The sequence below is a fragment of the Rhodoferax sp. GW821-FHT02C08 genome (assembly GCF_059421805.1).
The window spans coordinates 14,603-31,492 of record NZ_JBWKVR010000018.1 but is presented as its reverse complement, the minus strand read 5'-3'; the positions used below and the strand labels follow the sequence as shown (position 1 = coordinate 31,492).

At 59.5% G+C, this 16,890-nt stretch carries 15 protein-coding genes; 8 read left to right on the top strand and 7 right to left on the bottom strand.

The window, feature by feature from the left end:
* Positions 1 to 56 precede the first annotated feature (56 nt).
* Positions 57 to 1,421: a signal recognition particle protein gene (gene ffh, locus AC07VY_RS19415; RefSeq protein WP_495098945.1), complete on the bottom strand. Its 1,365-nt coding sequence runs from the start codon at positions 1,419 to 1,421 to the stop codon at positions 57 to 59.
* Between the two features lie 89 nt (positions 1,422 to 1,510).
* Here ffh and AC07VY_RS19410 point away from each other — a divergent pair, with 89 nt between their 5' ends.
* From AC07VY_RS19410 to AC07VY_RS19375, 8 genes are all read left to right on the top strand, one after another.
* Positions 1,511 to 2,311 carry a cytochrome C assembly family protein gene (locus AC07VY_RS19410; RefSeq protein ID WP_495098946.1) on the top strand — a complete coding sequence of 267 codons (801 nt, stop codon included), beginning with the start codon at positions 1,511 to 1,513 and terminating at the stop codon, positions 2,309 to 2,311.
* Entirely contained in the window at positions 2,308 to 2,526 is a 219-nt protein-coding gene (locus tag AC07VY_RS19405) for a PP0621 family protein (RefSeq protein WP_495098947.1), read from the top strand. Before AC07VY_RS19410 ends, AC07VY_RS19405 begins: the two co-directional genes overlap by 4 nt.
* Positions 2,526 to 4,205, top strand: a complete 1,680-nt coding sequence (locus tag AC07VY_RS19400) for a sensor histidine kinase (protein ID WP_495098948.1) — start codon at positions 2,526 to 2,528, stop codon at positions 4,203 to 4,205. Before AC07VY_RS19405 ends, AC07VY_RS19400 begins: the two co-directional genes overlap by 1 nt.
* Positions 4,206 to 4,207: 2 nt before the next feature.
* Positions 4,208 to 5,692, top strand: coding sequence for a sigma-54-dependent transcriptional regulator (locus AC07VY_RS19395; RefSeq protein ID WP_495098949.1), 1,485 nt, complete (start codon positions 4,208 to 4,210; stop codon positions 5,690 to 5,692).
* A complete protein-coding gene (gene ampD, locus AC07VY_RS19390; RefSeq protein ID WP_495098950.1) occupies positions 5,682 to 6,284 on the top strand; it encodes a 1,6-anhydro-N-acetylmuramyl-L-alanine amidase AmpD in 603 nt (200 codons plus the stop codon). The genes AC07VY_RS19395 and ampD overlap by 11 nt, the downstream gene beginning before the upstream one ends.
* A 352-nt stretch (positions 6,285 to 6,636) precedes the next feature.
* A complete protein-coding gene (locus tag AC07VY_RS19385; protein ID WP_495098951.1) occupies positions 6,637 to 9,561 on the top strand; it encodes a ribonucleoside-diphosphate reductase subunit alpha in 2,925 nt (974 codons plus the stop codon).
* Between the two features lie 142 nt (positions 9,562 to 9,703).
* The gene (locus tag AC07VY_RS19380; RefSeq protein ID WP_495075113.1) at positions 9,704 to 10,912 is read left to right on the top strand and encodes a ribonucleotide-diphosphate reductase subunit beta; all 1,209 of its coding nucleotides are present in this window, start codon (positions 9,704 to 9,706) and stop codon (positions 10,910 to 10,912) included.
* Between the two features lie 174 nt (positions 10,913 to 11,086).
* Positions 11,087 to 11,686 carry a histone gene (locus AC07VY_RS19375; protein ID WP_495075479.1) on the top strand — a complete coding sequence of 200 codons (600 nt, stop codon included), beginning with the start codon at positions 11,087 to 11,089 and terminating at the stop codon, positions 11,684 to 11,686.
* 58 nt (positions 11,687 to 11,744) lie between these two features.
* On the opposite strand, the gene AC07VY_RS19370 is transcribed toward AC07VY_RS19375, so the two are convergent.
* The 6 genes from AC07VY_RS19370 to AC07VY_RS19345 form a co-directional block, all read right to left on the bottom strand.
* The gene (locus AC07VY_RS19370; protein WP_495098952.1) at positions 11,745 to 12,830 is read right to left on the bottom strand and encodes a zinc-ribbon and DUF3426 domain-containing protein; all 1,086 of its coding nucleotides are present in this window, start codon (positions 12,828 to 12,830) and stop codon (positions 11,745 to 11,747) included.
* Between the two features lie 34 nt (positions 12,831 to 12,864).
* Positions 12,865 to 13,749 carry a 50S ribosomal protein L11 methyltransferase gene (gene prmA, locus AC07VY_RS19365; protein ID WP_495098953.1) on the bottom strand — a complete coding sequence of 295 codons (885 nt, stop codon included), beginning with the start codon at positions 13,747 to 13,749 and terminating at the stop codon, positions 12,865 to 12,867.
* A gap of 6 nt (positions 13,750 to 13,755) precedes the next feature.
* Positions 13,756 to 15,105 carry an acetyl-CoA carboxylase biotin carboxylase subunit gene (accC, locus tag AC07VY_RS19360; RefSeq protein WP_495075110.1) on the bottom strand — a complete coding sequence of 450 codons (1,350 nt, stop codon included), beginning with the start codon at positions 15,103 to 15,105 and terminating at the stop codon, positions 13,756 to 13,758.
* Positions 15,106 to 15,126: 21 nt separating this feature from the next.
* Complete coding sequence (gene accB / locus AC07VY_RS19355) at positions 15,127 to 15,582, bottom strand: acetyl-CoA carboxylase biotin carboxyl carrier protein (protein ID WP_495098954.1); 456 nt, start codon at positions 15,580 to 15,582, stop codon at positions 15,127 to 15,129.
* A gap of 137 nt (positions 15,583 to 15,719) precedes the next feature.
* Positions 15,720 to 16,259, bottom strand: a complete 540-nt coding sequence (locus AC07VY_RS19350) for a TlpA family protein disulfide reductase (protein ID WP_495098955.1) — start codon at positions 16,257 to 16,259, stop codon at positions 15,720 to 15,722.
* On the bottom strand, positions 16,256 to 16,843 hold the full coding sequence (locus AC07VY_RS19345; protein WP_495098956.1) for a hypothetical protein: 588 nt from the start codon (positions 16,841 to 16,843) through the stop codon (positions 16,256 to 16,258). The genes AC07VY_RS19350 and AC07VY_RS19345 overlap by 4 nt, the downstream gene beginning before the upstream one ends.
* Between the last annotated feature and the right edge of the window lie 47 nt (positions 16,844 to 16,890).

Genomic DNA, 16,890 nt, shown 5'->3' with positions numbered 1-16,890 from the left:
ACCATAGCTGCTGGTGCAGATTCCACCTGCGCCAGCAGCCTAAAAGGCTTAAAAGCCTAGAACGGCATCTTGGGCATGCCCTTCATACCGCCCATGCGCTTGAGCATCTTCATCATGCCGCCGCCCTTCATCTTTTTCATCATTTCCTGCATCTGGCCAAACTCGTTCAGCATGCGGTTGACTTCCTGCACCTGCACACCGGCACCGGCGGCGATGCGGCGCTTGCGGGTGGCCTTGATCAGGTCGGGCTTGCGGCGCTCCAGCGGGGTCATGCTGTGGATGATGCCTTCCTTGCGGCGTATATCGCGTTCGGCCTTGTCCATGTCCATTTGACCGGCCTTGGCGGTCATCTGGGTGGGCAGCTTATCCATCAGACTGGACAGGCCGCCCATCTGCTTCATCTGTTGGATCTGGCCCAGGAAGTCATTCAGGTCAAAGCTCTCGCCGCTCTTCACCTTCAGGGCGAGCTTTTGCGCGGCGGCCATGTCCACGCCAGCCGTGACCTGTTCGACCAGGGCCAGGATGTCGCCCATGCCCAGCACCCGCCCGGCGTGGCGCTCAGCGTCAAACACTTCCAGTCCGTCGATCTTTTCGCTGGTACCGGCAAACTTAATTGGCACGCCGGTGACATGGCGCACCGACAGGGCCGCACCGCCACGCGAATCACCATCGGTCTTGGTCAGGATGATGCCGGTCAGCGGCAGGGCATCGGAGAAAGCCTTGGCGGTGTTGATCGCGTCCTGGCCCTGCATGGCATCGACCACGAACAGGGTTTCCACAGGCTTGAGCAGCGCGTGCAGGCCCTTGATTTCGTTCATCAGCACTTCGTCGATGGCCAGGCGGCCAGCGGTATCGACCAGCAGCACGTCAAAGTAGTGCTTGCGGGCGTAATCGATGGCGGCTGCGGCGATGTCGGCGGGCTTTTGGTCAGGCGTGCTGGGGAACCACTCGGCACCGGCTTGCCTGGTGACCATCTTCAGCTGCTCGATGGCGGCAGGGCGGTAGACGTCGCCGGACACGGTGAGCACCTTCTTCTTGCGCTTTTCGATCAGGTGCTTGGCCAGCTTGGCGGTGGTGGTGGTCTTACCCGCCCCTTGCAAACCGGCCATCAAAATCACGGCGGGCGGCTGGGCGGCCAGATTGATGTCGCTCACACCCTCGCCCATGGTGCGGCTGAGCTCACGGTTGACAATGCCCACCAGCGCCTGACCGGGCGACAGCGAGCCCATGACCTCCTGGCCCAAGGCTTTTTCTTTCACCCGGGCAATAAAATCGCGCACCACCGGCAGGGCCACGTCGGCCTCCAGCAGGGCCATGCGCACTTCGCGCAGCATGTCGGCCACATTGGACTCGGTGATGCGGGCCTGGCCCCGGATTTCCTTGACCAGGCGGGAGAGTTTGTCGGTGAGGGCGGAGGCCATAAGAAATTTCCGGAGAGGGTTGTGCGGGTGCTGCGCAAGGCAGGCCCGCACCAAGGACTGGGTACGGGGCGAAACGCTAAACTGTGCCCATGATTTTAACGACTGCGCCCTTCGCCAACGTGCTGCTGTGCGTGGCTGCCGCTCTGGCCTATGCGGTACCCGCGCTAGGCGCCCCGCACCTCAGCATGCGGGCCAGCAAAAGCGCGTTGTGGCTGGCTTGGCTATTGCACGGGCTGGCACTCAGCATAGGCTTGTTTGACTCGCCACCGCACTTCGGCTTTGCCCCGGCCTTATCGGTCACGGCTTGGCTGGTGCTGACGGTATATGCGGTTGAAAGCCATCTGTTCCCGCAGCTGGAGGCACGCTGGGCCCTGGCCGGACTGGGAGCGGTAGCTGTACTACTGGCCCTGTTGTTCCCGGGTAGTTCACTACACGACATCGCCTCGCCCTGGCTGCCTTTGCACTGGGCCCTGGGCATTGCGTCTTATGGCTTGTTTGCGGCGGCGGTGGTGCACGCCTGGCTGATGACCCGGGCCGAACGGCAGATGCGCAACGCCGCAGAAGCACCCAGCGGCCTACCCTTGCTGACGCTGGAACGGTTGACGTTCCGGTTGGTTACGGCGGGCTTTGTGCTGCTGTCCGCCACTCTGCTGGTGGGCTGGTTTTTTGACGAACAGCTGTATGGAGTACATGGCTGGCGATGGAGTCACAAGACCGTGTTTTCGCTGCTGTCCTGGTTGACCTTTGCGATTCTGCTGCTGGGGCGTAGCCGCTTTGGCTGGCGCGGGCGCAAAGCCGTGCGGGTGCTGTACATAGGCGCCGGCCTGCTGTTGCTGGCCTATGTGGGTTCGCAGTTTGTACTGGAAGTGGTGTTGAGGCGCGGCATATGAAGCTGTTGCTGGTCTTGCTGGCCGTGTTGTTCGGCGTATGGCTGTGGCGATCAAGGAGACTCGCCGAACGCCCCCAAGCGCCGCGCCGCCCTGCGGAGTTGCAAAACATGGTGACTTGCCGGGTCTGCGGCGTACATCTGCCGTCCCCCGAGGCCATCCACACGGCGCACGGCGCTTACTGCGGCGAAGCACACCGCAAGCAGGCAGAAGGGTGATGGCAGACACCACACCTACCCTGCAGGCCCCTGGCGCGCCGCTGGCGCTGGCACGGGTCTGGTACGGATTCATGACAGCCCGGGTCAGCATTGCGCTAGCTATTCTGCTGCTGCATGTCTCACTATGGGCTCTGGGCCAGGATGTATCACTGTGGATGCTGCTGTTCTGCGTAGGCTATTTCGCCAGCACCCTGGCGGTGCGCCTGCGCATGCACCCCAGCGGCGATGCACAGCCGCCGGCCCGCTACTGGGCCGGCACGGTCGGCGTGGATGCGCTGGTGTTCTCCATTTTGCAGCTGCTGGAGTCCAGCAGCATCAACTACAGCCCGCTGCTGGCGCTGCCAGTACTGCTGGCCGCGGTGCAGGGTTCGCGCCGCATTGCCCTGGGTACGGCGGCCGGCATGACCCTGCTGTTGCTGCTGGAAGCCTGGTGGACGTCCCACCACAGCGCGGACGGTACCGCCCGGTTGGTGCAAAGCGGGCTCACCGGCATGGGGTATTTCGTGGTTGCCTTCCTGGTCAATCAACTGGCAGCCCGACTGGAGGGCGAAGAACAGCTAGCCTTGCGCAGCCAGATGGACGCACAGCTGCAGACCCGCGTCAATGAATTGGTGATCGAAACCCTGGCCGACGGTGTGCTGGTGGTCGATATCCACGGCGCCACCCGTACCGCCAACCCGGCAGCCCGCTGGCTGCTGGGAGCAGAGGCAGGCCCTCCGCTACTCCTGTCCAGTGAGCCCGGTTGGCGCACTCTGCTGGCGCTGGCGCAAAAGACGTTTGCCACGGAGAGCCCCCAGAACGGTGACATCAGCATCCACGCGACGGGCAAAAGCCCGCGCCGCGTACGGGTCCGCACCCGCATGACGGTGGCGCAGGCCGCTCGCACGGAAAGCCTGTGCGTGCTGTTTTTGCACGATCTGCGTGAAATTGAGGCCCGGCTACGCACTGAAAAAATGGCCGCCATGGGCCGCATGTCGGCCGCCGTAGCCCATGAGATCCGCAATCCACTGGCCGCCATTACCCAGGCCAACGCGCTATTGGAAGAAGACCTGACAGACCCGGCCCACCAGCGGCTGACGCATATGGTGCAACAGAATGCATTGCGGCTGTCCAAGATCGTCGATGAAGTGCTGGGTATTGCCCGCCTGCAGCACTCCGGCACCGGCCGGCCGCCGCAAACCCGTCTGGACGAAGCCATCAACAACATTTGCGCCGATTGGACGCAACAGGACGCGCGCCGCCAGCAAGTCAAGGTTACCCCTGCCACTCTGGGCATGCCGGTGGACTTCGATGCCGACCATTTGCGGCGCGTACTGCTGAATCTGCTGGACAACGCTGCACGCCACGTCAGCACACAGCCCGAGGCCATCCAGGTCAGCACCAGCCTGTCGGCCAACCAGCAATCGCATCTGCAGGTCTGGAGTGACGGCCCAGCTCTGGAGCAAACCGTAGAGCAGCATTTGTTTGAACCTTTTTTCAGCTCTGAGAGTCGCTCCAGCGGACTGGGTCTGTATATTTGCCGGGAATTGTGCGAACGCCACCGCGCCAGCATCGGCTACCAGCGTGCGACGCGGATGCGCAATGGCCAGGAAGTACAAGGCAATGAGTTTTTTGTGCAGTTCCGCCCGCCCAAGCCAAGCAGCCTGGCGGCACGTCCTTTAGATATCCAACCTGTCTGACCATGGCCTCATCCAGTGCATCCTCCCCGGCATCCGTCTTGGTGGTGGATGATGAACCCGATTTGCGCACGCTGTATGAGCTGACCTTGCTGCGCGAGGGCTACCGTATCGACACTGCAGCCGACCTGCAAGAGGCCCGCCTGATGCTGGACCAGCAGCGCTTCGACGTCGTGATCACCGATATGCGCCTACCCGACGGCCTGGGGAGCACACTATTGCACAGCCTGAAAGCCCAGCAACGCGCTGAGCGCGTCATCGTCATGACCGCCTACGGCTCGGCCGAAAATGCCGTGGAGGCACTGAAGGCTGGTGCTTTCGACTACCTGACCAAGCCGGTGGACCTGAAGCAATTTCGCACCGTGGTGGCGTCGGCGATCCAGGACAGCAACCGAACACAGCGCACCGCCATCCCGAATGAAAAAGCGCCCCAACGCACAGCGTCCGGGGACAGTGCGCTACAAAAATTGGTGGGCACCTCGGACGCCATGCAGCAAGTCAAGCAGCGCATCATCAAGGTCGCGCGCAGCATGGCACCGGTACTGGTTCGAGGCGAATCAGGCACCGGCAAAGAGCTTGTGGCCCAAGCCCTGCACGCCAACAGCCACCGTGCCGCTGGCCCACTGGTGGCGGTGAATTGCAGCGCTATCCCCGAGAACCTGCTGGAAGCCGAGTTCTTCGGTGCCAAAAAAGGCTCGTACACCGGTGCCACGCAAGACCGACAAGGTTACTTCCAGGCCGCCCGCAATGGCACCTTGTTTTTGGATGAAATTGGCGACCTCCCCCTGGCCATGCAGTCCAAGCTGCTGCGGGCCATACAGGAGCGCAGCGTACGTGCCCTGGGCTCGGTCCAGGAAGAGGCGGTAGACGTACGCATCGTCAGCGCTACGCACAAGGACCTGGCCGCCGATGTCAAGGCCGGCCGCTTCCGCCAGGATTTGTACTACCGCTTGAATGTGATCGAGATCGCCATCCCGCCACTACGCGAGCGCCGCGGAGACCTGCCGTCGCTATGCGAGGCCTTGCTGGAGCGCATCGCACAAGAGTCGGGCATGCCGCCACCGCGCCTATCCTGTGAACTGCTGGAGCAGTTGGCCAACCACCCGCTGGGCGGCAATGTGCGTGAACTTGAAAACCTGCTACACCGCGCGGTCGCCATGGGTGATGGTGAAGCCTTGCACCTGGACCTGGACTTTGAACCCACGCAGGACATGGGCTTGGTACCGCTGCCCGAAACCTCATCAGAGCCGACGGCCCCCGCCGATCCCGGTATCTCGTCAAGTCCCTGGACCCTGGACTCGGTCCCCTCTGACCTGCAGGCATTTCTGGACCGGCAGGAGCGAGAGATCCTGGTCAAGGTACTGCATGAAACAGGTTTCAACCGCACAGCGGCAGCCAATCGCCTGGGACTGAGCCTGCGCCAGATACGCTACCGCATCGAACGGCTCAACATCGCCACTCCGCAGGACAACGAGCCCCATGACGCCTAAAGCAGCAACCGAGCCCAGCCGCCCCCTGTGGTCAAACGGCTGGTACCGTTTTGCCCACCAGCAACGCTCGCCAAATTACGGCCCACGCCCACCCCAGGCACGCATCGACCTGGTGGTGATCCATTCCATCAGCCTGCCGCCGGGGCAATATGGCGGAGACGAGGTGATGGCATTGTTCGCCAATACGCTGGACTGGGACGCCCACCCCTATTTCAACAGCATCCGCGGGCTGCAGGTATCTGCCCACTTCTATATACGCCGCAATGGCGAGCTGTGGCAGTTTGTGAGTACGGACGACAGGGCTTGGCATGCCGGGGTATCCCAGTACCGGGGGCGCAGCAACTGCAACGATGACTCCATAGGTATCGAACTGGAAGGCCTGGAAGGCGACAGCTTCGAAGCCGCGCAATATGAAACCCTGACCAGCCTGGTTCCGGCCATCGCACAGGCCTATCCGATACGCCATATCGCAGGCCATGAACATATCGCCCCAGGCCGAAAAAACGACCCAGGAACCGGCTTCAACTGGCCAAGACTGCAACGCGGAACCGGCTGGGAAGCCCGCTATTTCCCGCTCGGCACCGGACTCTGAGAAATATTTTTAACTTGCTGGCTGCGGCCAGATACACCCGGACACATGCCTCGCCCCAGGAGTTACGCTGCCAAACAAGGCAAATCCGGCGAGAACCCGCATCCAGCCTAGGTTTTTCTGCCGCAGACAAGGCAGTACAACACTTGCCGGAGGGTTGCACTCCGTGCTCAAACAAAACCCGACACGCAAGGCGCTATTCGCAGGGCGGTACACTACCGGTAGTGGCTTGAATTGATTTAAGACCCTATATATAGTGTCCAGCCAGTGCTACGAAGCACCTCAGTTTCGCTGCGGCGGTTGCCATTGCCGCCCATTCCACTCTTCATACTGTCCCAAAAGTCCAAAGGAAGCTATGCAAACCGCGTTGAACACCCCGTCTACCGTCCCCCAGCCACACTCCACGCTCCACGACGCAAGCCATGGCGACGCCGCAGTGCAAGGTACGCTGGCCCACTACCAGGTCATCCGCCGCAATGGCGCCGTCGTGCCTTTTGAGCCGGGCAAAATTGCCATCGCCATGATGAAAGCCTTCTTGGCCGTGCACGGCACGCAAGGCGCAGCATCAGCCAGCGTGCGCGAAGTGGTGGACGCGTTGACGCAGGGCGTGATTCGGGCCTTGGTGCGCTCGCGTCCAGGCGGCGGTACCTTCCATATCGAAGACGTGCAAGACCATGTGGAACTAGGCCTCATGCGCGGCGGCCACCATGAAGTCGCGCGCGCCTATGTGCTGTACCGCGAGCGCCATTCCCAAGAGCGGGCCAAACAAAGCGTTGAACAGGCACCAGCAGCCCCCGTGCTGCATGTGCTGGACGCGGGCCGACGCGTGCCATTGGACACGGCACGCTTGCAACAACTGATCGAACAGGCCTGCGCCAACCTGGGTGGCGAAGTGACGGCCGCCCCCATCGTCGCGGAAACCATGCGCAACCTGTACGACGGCGTGCCCATGGAAGAGGTCTACAAAGCCGCCATTCTGGCCGCCCGTACCCTGATCGAAACAGACCCCGACTACACCTACGCCACCGCCCGCCTGCTGCTGCACACCATTGCCAAGGAAGTACTGGGCAAGGACGTCACGCAAGCCGAACTGGCACAGGAATACGCCAACTACTTCCCCAGCTATATCCAAAAGGGTGTGGACGCTGAACTGCTGGATGCCAAGCTGCTGACCTTCGACCTGCAAAAGCTCGGCGCGGCACTCAAGCCCCAGCGCGACCTGCAGTTTGACTACCTGGGCCTACAAACCCTGTACGACCGCTATTTCCTGCACATCCGCAAGACCCGCATCGAACTGCCACAGGCCTTCTTCATGCGCGTAGCCATGGGCCTGGCCCTGAACGAAACCGACCGCGAAGCCCGCGCCATCGAGTTCTACGAAGTCATGTCGGCGTTTGACTTCATGTCCAGCACGCCCACGCTGTTCAACAGCGGCACGCTGCGCCCCCAGCTGTCCTCCTGCTACCTGACCACCGTGCCTGACGATCTGGACGGCATTTACGAATCTATCAAGGAAAACGCCCTGCTGTCGAAATTTGCCGGCGGCCTGGGCAACGACTGGACCCGTGTGCGCGCCCTGGGCAGCCACATCAAAGGCACGAATGGCGAATCGCAAGGTGTGGTTCCCTTCCTGAAGGTTGTAAACGACACCGCTGTCGCGGTGAACCAAGGCGGCAAGCGCAAGGGTGCGGTCTGCACCTACCTGGAAACCTGGCATCTGGACATTGAAGAGTTCCTGGAGCTGCGCAAGAACACCGGCGATGACCGCCGCCGCACCCACGACATGAACACCGCCAACTGGGTGCCGGATCTGTTCATGCGCCGCGTCATGGAAGGCGGCAGCTGGACGCTGTTCTCGCCCTCCAACGTGCCCGACCTGCACGACAAGTTCGGAGCCGATTTCGAAAAAGCTTACACCGCCTACGAAGCCAAAGCCCAACGCGGTGAAATCAAGCCTTCGCGCACCCTGCCAGCGAGCGACCTGTGGCGCAAGATGCTGACCATGCTGTTCGAAACCGGCCACCCCTGGATCACCTTCAAGGATGCCTGCAATGTGCGCAGCCCACAGCAGCATGCCGGTGTGGTGCACTCATCCAATCTGTGCACAGAAATCACGCTGAACACCAGTGATGACGAAACCGCTGTGTGCAACCTTGGGTCGGTCAATCTGCGCCAACACATCACCAACGGCCAACTCGACCACGCCAAGCTGCAAAAGACCATTTCCACGGCCATGCGCATGCTCGACAACGTGATCGACATCAACTACTACGCCGTCAAAAAAGCCCGCGACTCGAATATGCGCCACCGCCCGGTTGGCCTGGGCTTAATGGGCTTCCAAGACAGTCTGTACGCGCTGCGCATCGCCTATGCCAGTGAAGGCGCTGTGGCATTCGCAGACACATCGATGGAAGCCATCTGCTACTACGCCTACTGGGCATCCAGCGAGCTGGCCAAAGAGCGCGGCCAATACTCCACCTACAAGGGCTCCCTGTGGGACCAGGGCATCCTGCCACTGGACACACTGGACCTGCTGGCCCAAGCCCGCGGCGGCTACGTAGACGTGGACCGTTCGGCAACACTGGACTGGGACGCGCTGCGCCAAAAAATCAAGGCCGACGGCATGCGTAACTCCAACTGCGTCGCCATCGCCCCTACGGCCACGATTTCCAACATCATCGGCGTGGATGCATCTATCGAGCCCTGCTTTGGCAACCTGTCCGTCAAGTCCAATCTGTCCGGCGAATTCACCGTCATCAACAGCTACCTGGTACATGACCTGAAGCGCTTGGGCCTGTGGGACAACGTGATGCTGATGGACCTGAAACACTTCGACGGTTCGCTGCAATCAATTGACCGCGTACCAAACGAAATCAAGGCGCTGTACCGCACGGCCTTCGAAGTGGAAACCACCTGGCTGGTCGAAGCTGCGTCACGCCGCCAGAAATGGATAGACCAGGCCCAGTCGCTCAACATCTACATGGCAGGCGCCTCCGGCAAGAAGCTCGACGACACCTACAAGCTGGCATGGACGCGCGGCCTGAAAACGACTTACTACCTGCGTACCCGCAGTGCCACCCACGTGGAGAAATCCACTGTGGCGGCAGGCCGCATGAATGCAGTTTCGTCAGGTCAAGCTCCTGGGCAAACCATGAGCGCGGTCGATGCAGCCGCAGTCGCAGCACGCCAGCAAATCAACGCCGATGCACTGGCCACCAGCCCTGCAACCGATATCAAGTTCTGCGCCATCGACGACCCAGGCTGCGAAGCCTGCCAATAAATCCAAGCCTGCTTGCCACGCATCGTGAAACCTTGTTTTCACGATGCGCATGAGCAACACAAACGGCACAAAATAGCAGCGTTGAAAATGAACACTTTTCATTTTGTGACGCTGCTCTCATAATCCTAGCATTGGAAAATTTATGTTGACCTGGGACGAAGAAGTCACGCCCTCATCGCCATCTGCAGCGCAAAGCGGTTTACCCATCAACCGTGAGGCATCACACGCCGTTTTTTCGGCTACACCTACATCCGCACCAGCTGCAACACCGGTTGCCGCCCAGGCCACTGTGGCCACAGCAGCAGCACACGTCACCGCACAAGCTACGGCTGCTCGTCGCGTAAATGCTGCCGACAAACGCATCATCAATGGTCAGACCGATGTCAACCAGTTGGTGCCTTTCAAATACAAATGGGCCTGGGAGAAATACCTGGCCTCCTGCGCCAACCACTGGATGCCGCAAGAGGTCAACATGACCCGCGACATCGCGCTCTGGAAAGACCCCAACGGCCTGACAGAAGATGAACGCCGTATCGTCAAGCGCAACCTCGGCTTCTTTGTCACTGCCGACTCTTTGGCTGCCAACAACATCGTGCTGGGCACCTACCGCCACATCACGGCGCCCGAATGCCGCCAATTCCTGTTGCGCCAGGCGTTTGAAGAAGCCATCCATACCCATGCCTACCAGTACATCGTGGAATCGCTGGGCCTGGATGAAAGCGAAATCTTCAACGCCTACAACGAAGTCGCATCCATTCGCAACAAGGACGAGTTCCTGATCCCCTTCATTGAAGCGATCATGGACCCGAATTTCCATACGGGCACTCCAGAGAACGACCAGACCCTGCTGAAGTCATTGATTGTGTTTGCATGCCTGATGGAAGGCCTGTTCTTCTATGTCGGCTTCACCCAGATCCTGGCTTTGGGTCGGCAGAACAAGATGACGGGTGCAGCCGAGCAGTACCAATACATCCTGCGTGACGAGTCCATGCATTGCAACTTTGGCATCGATTTGATCAACCAACTCAAGCTGGAGAATCCGCACCTGTGGACTGCTGAGTTCAAGACCGAGATCAAAGACCTGTTCATGAAAGCCGTCGAACTGGAATACCAGTACGCCGAAGACACCATGCCGCGTGGTGTGCTAGGCATGAACGCATCCATGTTCAAAGGCTATCTGCGCTACATCGCCAACCGCCGTGCGACCCAGATCGGCTTGGAAGCCTGCTTCCCGCACGAAGAAAATCCATTCCCATGGATGAGCGAAATGATCGACCTCAAAAAAGAGCGCAATTTCTTTGAAACCCGCGTGATTGAATACCAATCGGGCGGTGCGCTCTCCTGGGATTAAGCTTTTCTTGCCCCATGCTTTCCAACAATGCGCAAATCACCACTCACCTCCATGGGCGAGTAGATGTTTGCGCTCCCGAGTACATGGTGCTGGGCATTGGCCCAACACCATGCATCGCTTGATGCCAACCAACCGGCAGCAAGTGCTCTTTGTAAACAGATCAAGGAGAAAATAATGGCAACTGCAAAAAAACCAGCCGCAAAAAAGGCTGTTCCCGCAAAGAAAGCGGCTCCCGTGAAAGCGGCACCAGCCAAAAAAGTAGCGGCTGCTAAGCCCGCTGCAAAGAAAGCGGCACCTGTGAAGGCTGCGCCAGCAAAGAAAGCTGCCGCGCCCGCCAAGAAGGCTGCGCCTGCGAAAAAAGTAGCGGCTCCGGCCAAAAAAGCTGCTGTCGCGCCAGCAAAGAAAGCTGCACCAGCCAAGAAAGCCGCACCCGCCAAAAAGGCAGTTGCAGTCAAGGCTCCAGCAGCCAAGGCCGCTCCCGCAAAGGCTGCAGCCAAGAAGGCAGCACCCGTAAAGGCAGCAGCAAAAAAGGCCGCTCCTGCACCCAAGGCAGCAGCCAAGAAGGCAGCACCTGCCAAGAAAGCCGCTCCTGCGAAGAAGGCAGCTGTTGTAGCCAAGAAAGCCCCTGCGGCCAAGAAGGCCACGAAAACGGTAGCAAAAAAAGCTACAAAGGCCCCTGCAGCGAAGCCTGCACCTGCCCCCGCAGCATCTTCGGCACAGACCACGCTCAATCCGCAAGCTGCTTGGCCGTTTCCCACCGCAAGCAAACCCTGATCGAACAAGACTTGTTCGTCTCAGGCCTGGCATCGCAAGATGCCAGGCCTTTTTTACTTCAGGGGTAAAACGCCAGCAAGCGGTAGCCGACGATACGGGACTTCATGGCATTGTCCAACACCTGCACGTCGACCGATGTTGCCCACTCTCGCCCAGCAAATAGCAGCCGGGATGCACCGCCGAAATCCGAAGGCGACAGCACGCGACGGAACAAAGCCTGTTCATCGCCATCCGTCAGCACAAACTCCAGTGCAGGCATCGCCAAATCAACCATCGCATGATTTTTTAACACCAGGCTCAAATGGTAAGCGTCGTTACGCGCAACACTCAGCGATGAACTATCGATGGCAATGGACTCTATATGTCGCAGCGCCTGCACCTCGCATCCCAACAACCCACACGCAGACTGAAACCAGGGTTTTGTAACCGACCAACTGGCAACAATACGGTCCCGCCCGTACATCAGCACCTGCAAGCCCAACAGCAAGCCCAGCAACCCCACTCCCAACAAGATGCCCCAGCGTACAAACCGCGTCTGACCATCGCTTGGAGGAGTTGGAGCCCGGGCAAAGGAGTAATTTGCAGCCAATGACTCTGCAGAGGGTTCAGGTGCAAAAAGCACAGGTGAAGACAATGGCTGCTCTTCAAGCTCTGGCGCATCTTCAGGCTCCGCCTCAAGCTCCGCTTCAGGCAGCACATTTACGTCAACTTGGTCGACAACCGGGAAAACATCCGACTCCTGCCCCCCAGCAGCCTCTATATCCGGAGGAAGTAGTGGTGCCGCAGGCCCCTCTTCGGGCTCCTCGGGCAAGACATCTTCCTGAACGGGAAGCACTGACGACACCGATGCCTGATTCAGGTAATTGGTAAACGACTCAGGCTCAGTAGGATTCAAGTACGGAGCATGGGGTAGATCCGCATCTACTGCCACACCTTCTACAGGTGCAACATCAAGAACGGGAGCGACAGCAGCACCTAAAACCGCCGTCCCTGGCATCGCCATCTCACCTTGCTGAAGATCGCTGGAGGCATCAAAAACCTCTGCACATTGACCACAACGCACCCAGCCCTCGGAAATCCTGAGCTGGTCAGGAACAACCTTGAACTGGGTACCGCAGACAGGACAACGTGTAATCAAGGCCATAGACTTTTACAGTTCCAGCCAACAGCAGCATGCGCTACAAGCTTGCCGTCATCAGCACCCAACCGTCTTCCCGGTCCGATACGTCCAGCTGCGCCCAGGGCGCATAAGCCTGTTTCAGCTCTTCCGACTGGCGCTCCAAAATGCCGGCGAGCACCAAAGAGCCGCCCGGTGCCACATGGGAACACAGCAAGGGCGCAAGCACCTTCAATGGCGTTGCCAGGATATTGGCAAGCACCGTTTGGTACTGCCCCTTGGCGCGGTCCGGCAAACCAGCATGCAGTTGCACGTGGTTTGCATGTGCATTGAGAACCGTGGACTCCACCGCTGCATCGTCAATATCGACGGCATCAATTTCTGCCGCACCAAACTTGGCTGCACCAATAGCCAAAATGCCAGAACCACAACCGTAGTCAAGCACTCGAGCCAAGCGACTCGCCTCCTGGCCCGCAATCCAGCGCAAGCACATACGGGTTGTGGGATGGGTCCCCGTACCGAATGCCAAGCCCGGATCCAGACGAATGACACGCGTCGCCTGTGCCGGTGGCTCGTGCCAAGTAGGCACAATCCAGAACGTAGGTGTAATCTCCACCGGCGCAAACTGCGACTGCGTCACACGAACCCAATCCTGCTCGGGCACGACAGCCACACCCAGCACGCTGCAATCGACAAAAAAGTCTTGTGCCGTCAAAACTTCAGCAGCATCGCGCGCCAAAGCCTCGTTAGCAAACAACGCCTGAATACGGGAGCGCTGCCAACCGTCCTGCGGCGGCGGCATGCCGGGTTCGCCAAACAGCGCCTGTTCGGCATCGGTTTGCGCGTCTGCATCTTCCACGCTCACGCTCAGGGCATCCAGAGCGTCCAGCGCATCGCTGAGCATCTCCACCCGGTCTTGCGGGCACATCAGACTGATTTCAAACATCGGCGCTTACCGTTTATGCTGAGACAGCCACTCTTCCAGGTAATGGATATTGGTGGCACCGGCCATGAACTTGGCATCCACCATCAACTCGCGATGCAACGGGATATTGGTATTGATCCCTTCGACCACCGTCTCCAGCAAGGCCGTACGCATGCGGGCCAAAGCCTGCTCACGGGTGTCGCCGTGCACAATGATCTTGCCAACCATCGAGTCGTAGTTCGGTGGCACGTAGTAATTCGTATAAACATGCGAATCCACCCGAACACCCGGGCCACCCGGTGGATGCCACATGGAAATTCGTCCCGGAGATGGGATGAATTTGTAAGGGTCTTCCGCGTTCACACGGCATTCGATCGCATGTCCACGGATTTCGATCTGGCGCTGGGCAAATGGCAGCTTCTCACCGGCAGCCACCATGATCTGGGTGCGCACAATATCGATGCCAGTGATCATCTCGGTCACAGGATGCTCAACCTGAACCCGGGTGTTCATTTCAATGAAATAGAACTCGCCGTTTTCGTACAGAAACTCGAACGTACCCGCACCGCGGTAACCTATCTTCTTGCACGCAGCAACGCAGCGCTCGCCGATACGCTCGATCAGCTTGCGTGGAATACCAGGCGCTGGGGCTTCTTCCAGTACCTTTTGGTGGCGGCGCTGCATGGAGCAGTCGCGCTCGCCCAGGTAGACGGCATTCTTGAACTTGTCCGCCAGGATCTGGATTTCAATGTGGCGTGGGTTCTGGAGGTATTTCTCCATATACACAGCGCCATTGCCAAATGCAGCCAGGGCTTCCGCCTTGGTCATCTGGACGGCATTGACCAAAGCCGCTTCGGTGTGAACCACACGCATGCCACGACCACCGCCGCCGCCCGCCGCCTTGATGATGACCGGATAGCCCACAGCTTTCGCAGTACGGCGAATAATGACCGGATCATCCGGCAACTCACCTTCCGAGCCGGGCACACAAGGCACACCGGCCTTGATCATGGCCTGCTTGGCAGACACCTTGTCACCCATGGTGCGGATGTTTTCGGGGGTTGGGCCGATGAACTGGAAGCCGCTTTTTTCCACGCGCTCCGCAAAATCAGCGTTTTCACTCAGAAAACCATAGCCGGGGTGAATAGCCTCGGCATCCGTGACTTCTGCCGCCGAAATCAGGGCTGGCATATTCAGATAGCTCAGGGCCGAAGCCGCTGGCCCAATGCACACAGCCTCGTCGGCCAGCTTAACGTACTTGGCGTCACGGTCGGCTTCTGAGTACACCATGACCGCCTTGATACCCATTTCGCGGCACGCGCGTTGGATACGTAGGGCAATTTCGCCGCGATTCGCAACCAGTATTTTTTTAAACATGCTCTACCAAATCCTGCGGGATCACTCGATCACGTACAAAGGCTGACCGTATTCCACAGCCTGGCCGTTTTCACACAAGACCTGCACCACCGTTCCGGCCTTATCCGCCTCGATTTCGTTCAAAATCTTCATCGCTTCAATGATGCAGATGGTGTCGCCTTCCTTGACCTGGCTACCCACTTCCACAAAGGCCTTGGCACCTGGGCTGGAAGAGCGATAGAAAGTGCCCACCATCGGCGACTTCACCACGTGGCCAGTGGCTGCTTCAGCCACCGGTGCGGCAGCCACCGCAACGGGAGCAGCAGGGGCCGCCGTTTCAGCATGCGCGGGCGCCATCATCACGGGAGCTGCTTGGTACACCATGGCACCACCACCCTTGACAATGCGAACCTTGCCTTCGGCTTCGGTAATCTCCAGTTCTGACACATTGGAATCAGACACCAAGTCGATCAACGTTTTGAGTTTGCGCAAATCCATAAAACCTCCAGCCACGACGTAAGAAAATGAGGCAATCTACCCCAAATTGATCGAACAGTCGCTTATTTCTTTGATTTCGATGTACACGCCGGGTTGAAATTTATTCAAAAAGACGGCGTGCATGAAGGTTGAAGCCTCTACTTCAACCCGGCCCACAGCTGCAAATCAGCGGGGCTTAGCTTACCCATTTTACGATGAAGCACAGCACCGGAGCCCCCCAGCAGCAGTGTAAAGGGCAGGCCACCGCTCAGGTTGCCCAAAGACCGGCCCAGCTCCGTACCGCCCAACCCGGCCATTCCAATAGGATAACTGACCGGGGTTTTTTGCAAAAATTGCCGCACAGCCCCTGGTTGGTCCACGGCCAATCCCACAACTTGCCAACCGTTAGCCGCATTTTCCTTAAAAAAACGGTCAATCAGCGGCATCTCTTCTACACAGGGCGGGCACCAGGTCGCCCAGAAGTTCAGCAGCACCGGCTTGCCACGCAATGCCTGCATATCCAAGCCCCCGCCGGAGGGCGTATCGAAACGCAGCCCCCATAGCGCCTGCTCAGCCTCGTTCAATGCGGATTCCGGCTGGTGCTTCCACCAAGCCAGACCAGCCCCCGCCAAGCCAGCCACAGCGGCAACGCCGCCGACAAGCCGCCGGCGCTGCTGTGTTGACACTTCTGCACTCATGCAGCCCCCATCAATAAGTTACGCACGGCCTCGGTATCGCCGCGCGGGCTACGCCCCTTGCTATCCGGCTTCAGCGCGCCGCGCAAATCATCCAGGTCGTACACCATCAAATGCACACCTACGGCCAAACCCAGCTCAGGGCTCTGGCTGGCAAAACTCAAGGCCTCGACCGGCTCGCCCCGAAAACCGGTAACTGTCGCCGGTGTATAGGGCACGCGGTGGTCGATCAGGGCAATCTCCGCTGATTTGGAGTCATCGCAAAACAGCTGGATGGAAATATCCGACAAGCGGGTCGCCGTGCCGTGCCAGACCGAGCCACACAAATGGGGACGGAAAGCGGCCAAGCGCTCCATCCACACCAAAGCCATCGCGCGCAAAGCCCGCAACTCCACAGGCTGGGTGTCTTCACAAAACAGCTCGATGTACTCGCGCACGGCGTCTTCCAGATCGTCATTGCTGGGCAAGGGCGCACGGCCCACGCCCAACTGGGATGCGGCACGGCGCTTGGCGGGGCCGTACTCCAGCCCCTCCTCGACCACCAGACGGGCGGCCGTGGCCGCGATTTCAGAAGTCAATGCTTGCATGACCCGGATTTTGCACCTTTTGCCAAAGCCCGAAGGGGGCCGCCCAG

Bases quoted from the DNA above. Each gene is read 5' to 3' on its own strand.
- AC07VY_RS19375 (WP_495075479.1), top strand. From the start codon at position 11,087: ATGGCAACTGCAAAAAAACCAGCCGCAAAAAAGGCTGTTCCCGCAAAG.
- AC07VY_RS19385 (WP_495098951.1), top strand. From the start codon at position 6,637: ATGCAAACCGCGTTGAACACCCCGTCTACCGTCCCCCAGCCACACTCC.
- accB (WP_495098954.1), bottom strand. From the start codon at position 15,582: ATGGATTTGCGCAAACTCAAAACGTTGATCGACTTGGTGTCTGATTCC.
- AC07VY_RS19395 (WP_495098949.1), top strand. From the start codon at position 4,208: ATGGCCTCATCCAGTGCATCCTCCCCGGCATCCGTCTTGGTGGTGGAT.
- AC07VY_RS19345 (WP_495098956.1), bottom strand. From the start codon at position 16,843: ATGCAAGCATTGACTTCTGAAATCGCGGCCACGGCCGCCCGTCTGGTG.
- AC07VY_RS19350 (WP_495098955.1), bottom strand. From the start codon at position 16,259: ATGAGTGCAGAAGTGTCAACACAGCAGCGCCGGCGGCTTGTCGGCGGC.
- AC07VY_RS19380 (WP_495075113.1), top strand. From the start codon at position 9,704: ATGTTGACCTGGGACGAAGAAGTCACGCCCTCATCGCCATCTGCAGCG.
- AC07VY_RS19410 (WP_495098946.1), top strand. From the start codon at position 1,511: ATGATTTTAACGACTGCGCCCTTCGCCAACGTGCTGCTGTGCGTGGCT.
- AC07VY_RS19370 (WP_495098952.1), bottom strand. From the start codon at position 12,830: ATGGCCTTGATTACACGTTGTCCTGTCTGCGGTACCCAGTTCAAGGTT.
- AC07VY_RS19400 (WP_495098948.1), top strand. From the start codon at position 2,526: ATGGCAGACACCACACCTACCCTGCAGGCCCCTGGCGCGCCGCTGGCG.
- ampD (WP_495098950.1), top strand. From the start codon at position 5,682: ATGACGCCTAAAGCAGCAACCGAGCCCAGCCGCCCCCTGTGGTCAAAC.
- ffh (WP_495098945.1), bottom strand. From the start codon at position 1,421: ATGGCCTCCGCCCTCACCGACAAACTCTCCCGCCTGGTCAAGGAAATC.
- accC (WP_495075110.1), bottom strand. From the start codon at position 15,105: ATGTTTAAAAAAATACTGGTTGCGAATCGCGGCGAAATTGCCCTACGT.
- prmA (WP_495098953.1), bottom strand. From the start codon at position 13,749: ATGTTTGAAATCAGTCTGATGTGCCCGCAAGACCGGGTGGAGATGCTC.
- AC07VY_RS19405 (WP_495098947.1), top strand. From the start codon at position 2,308: ATGAAGCTGTTGCTGGTCTTGCTGGCCGTGTTGTTCGGCGTATGGCTG.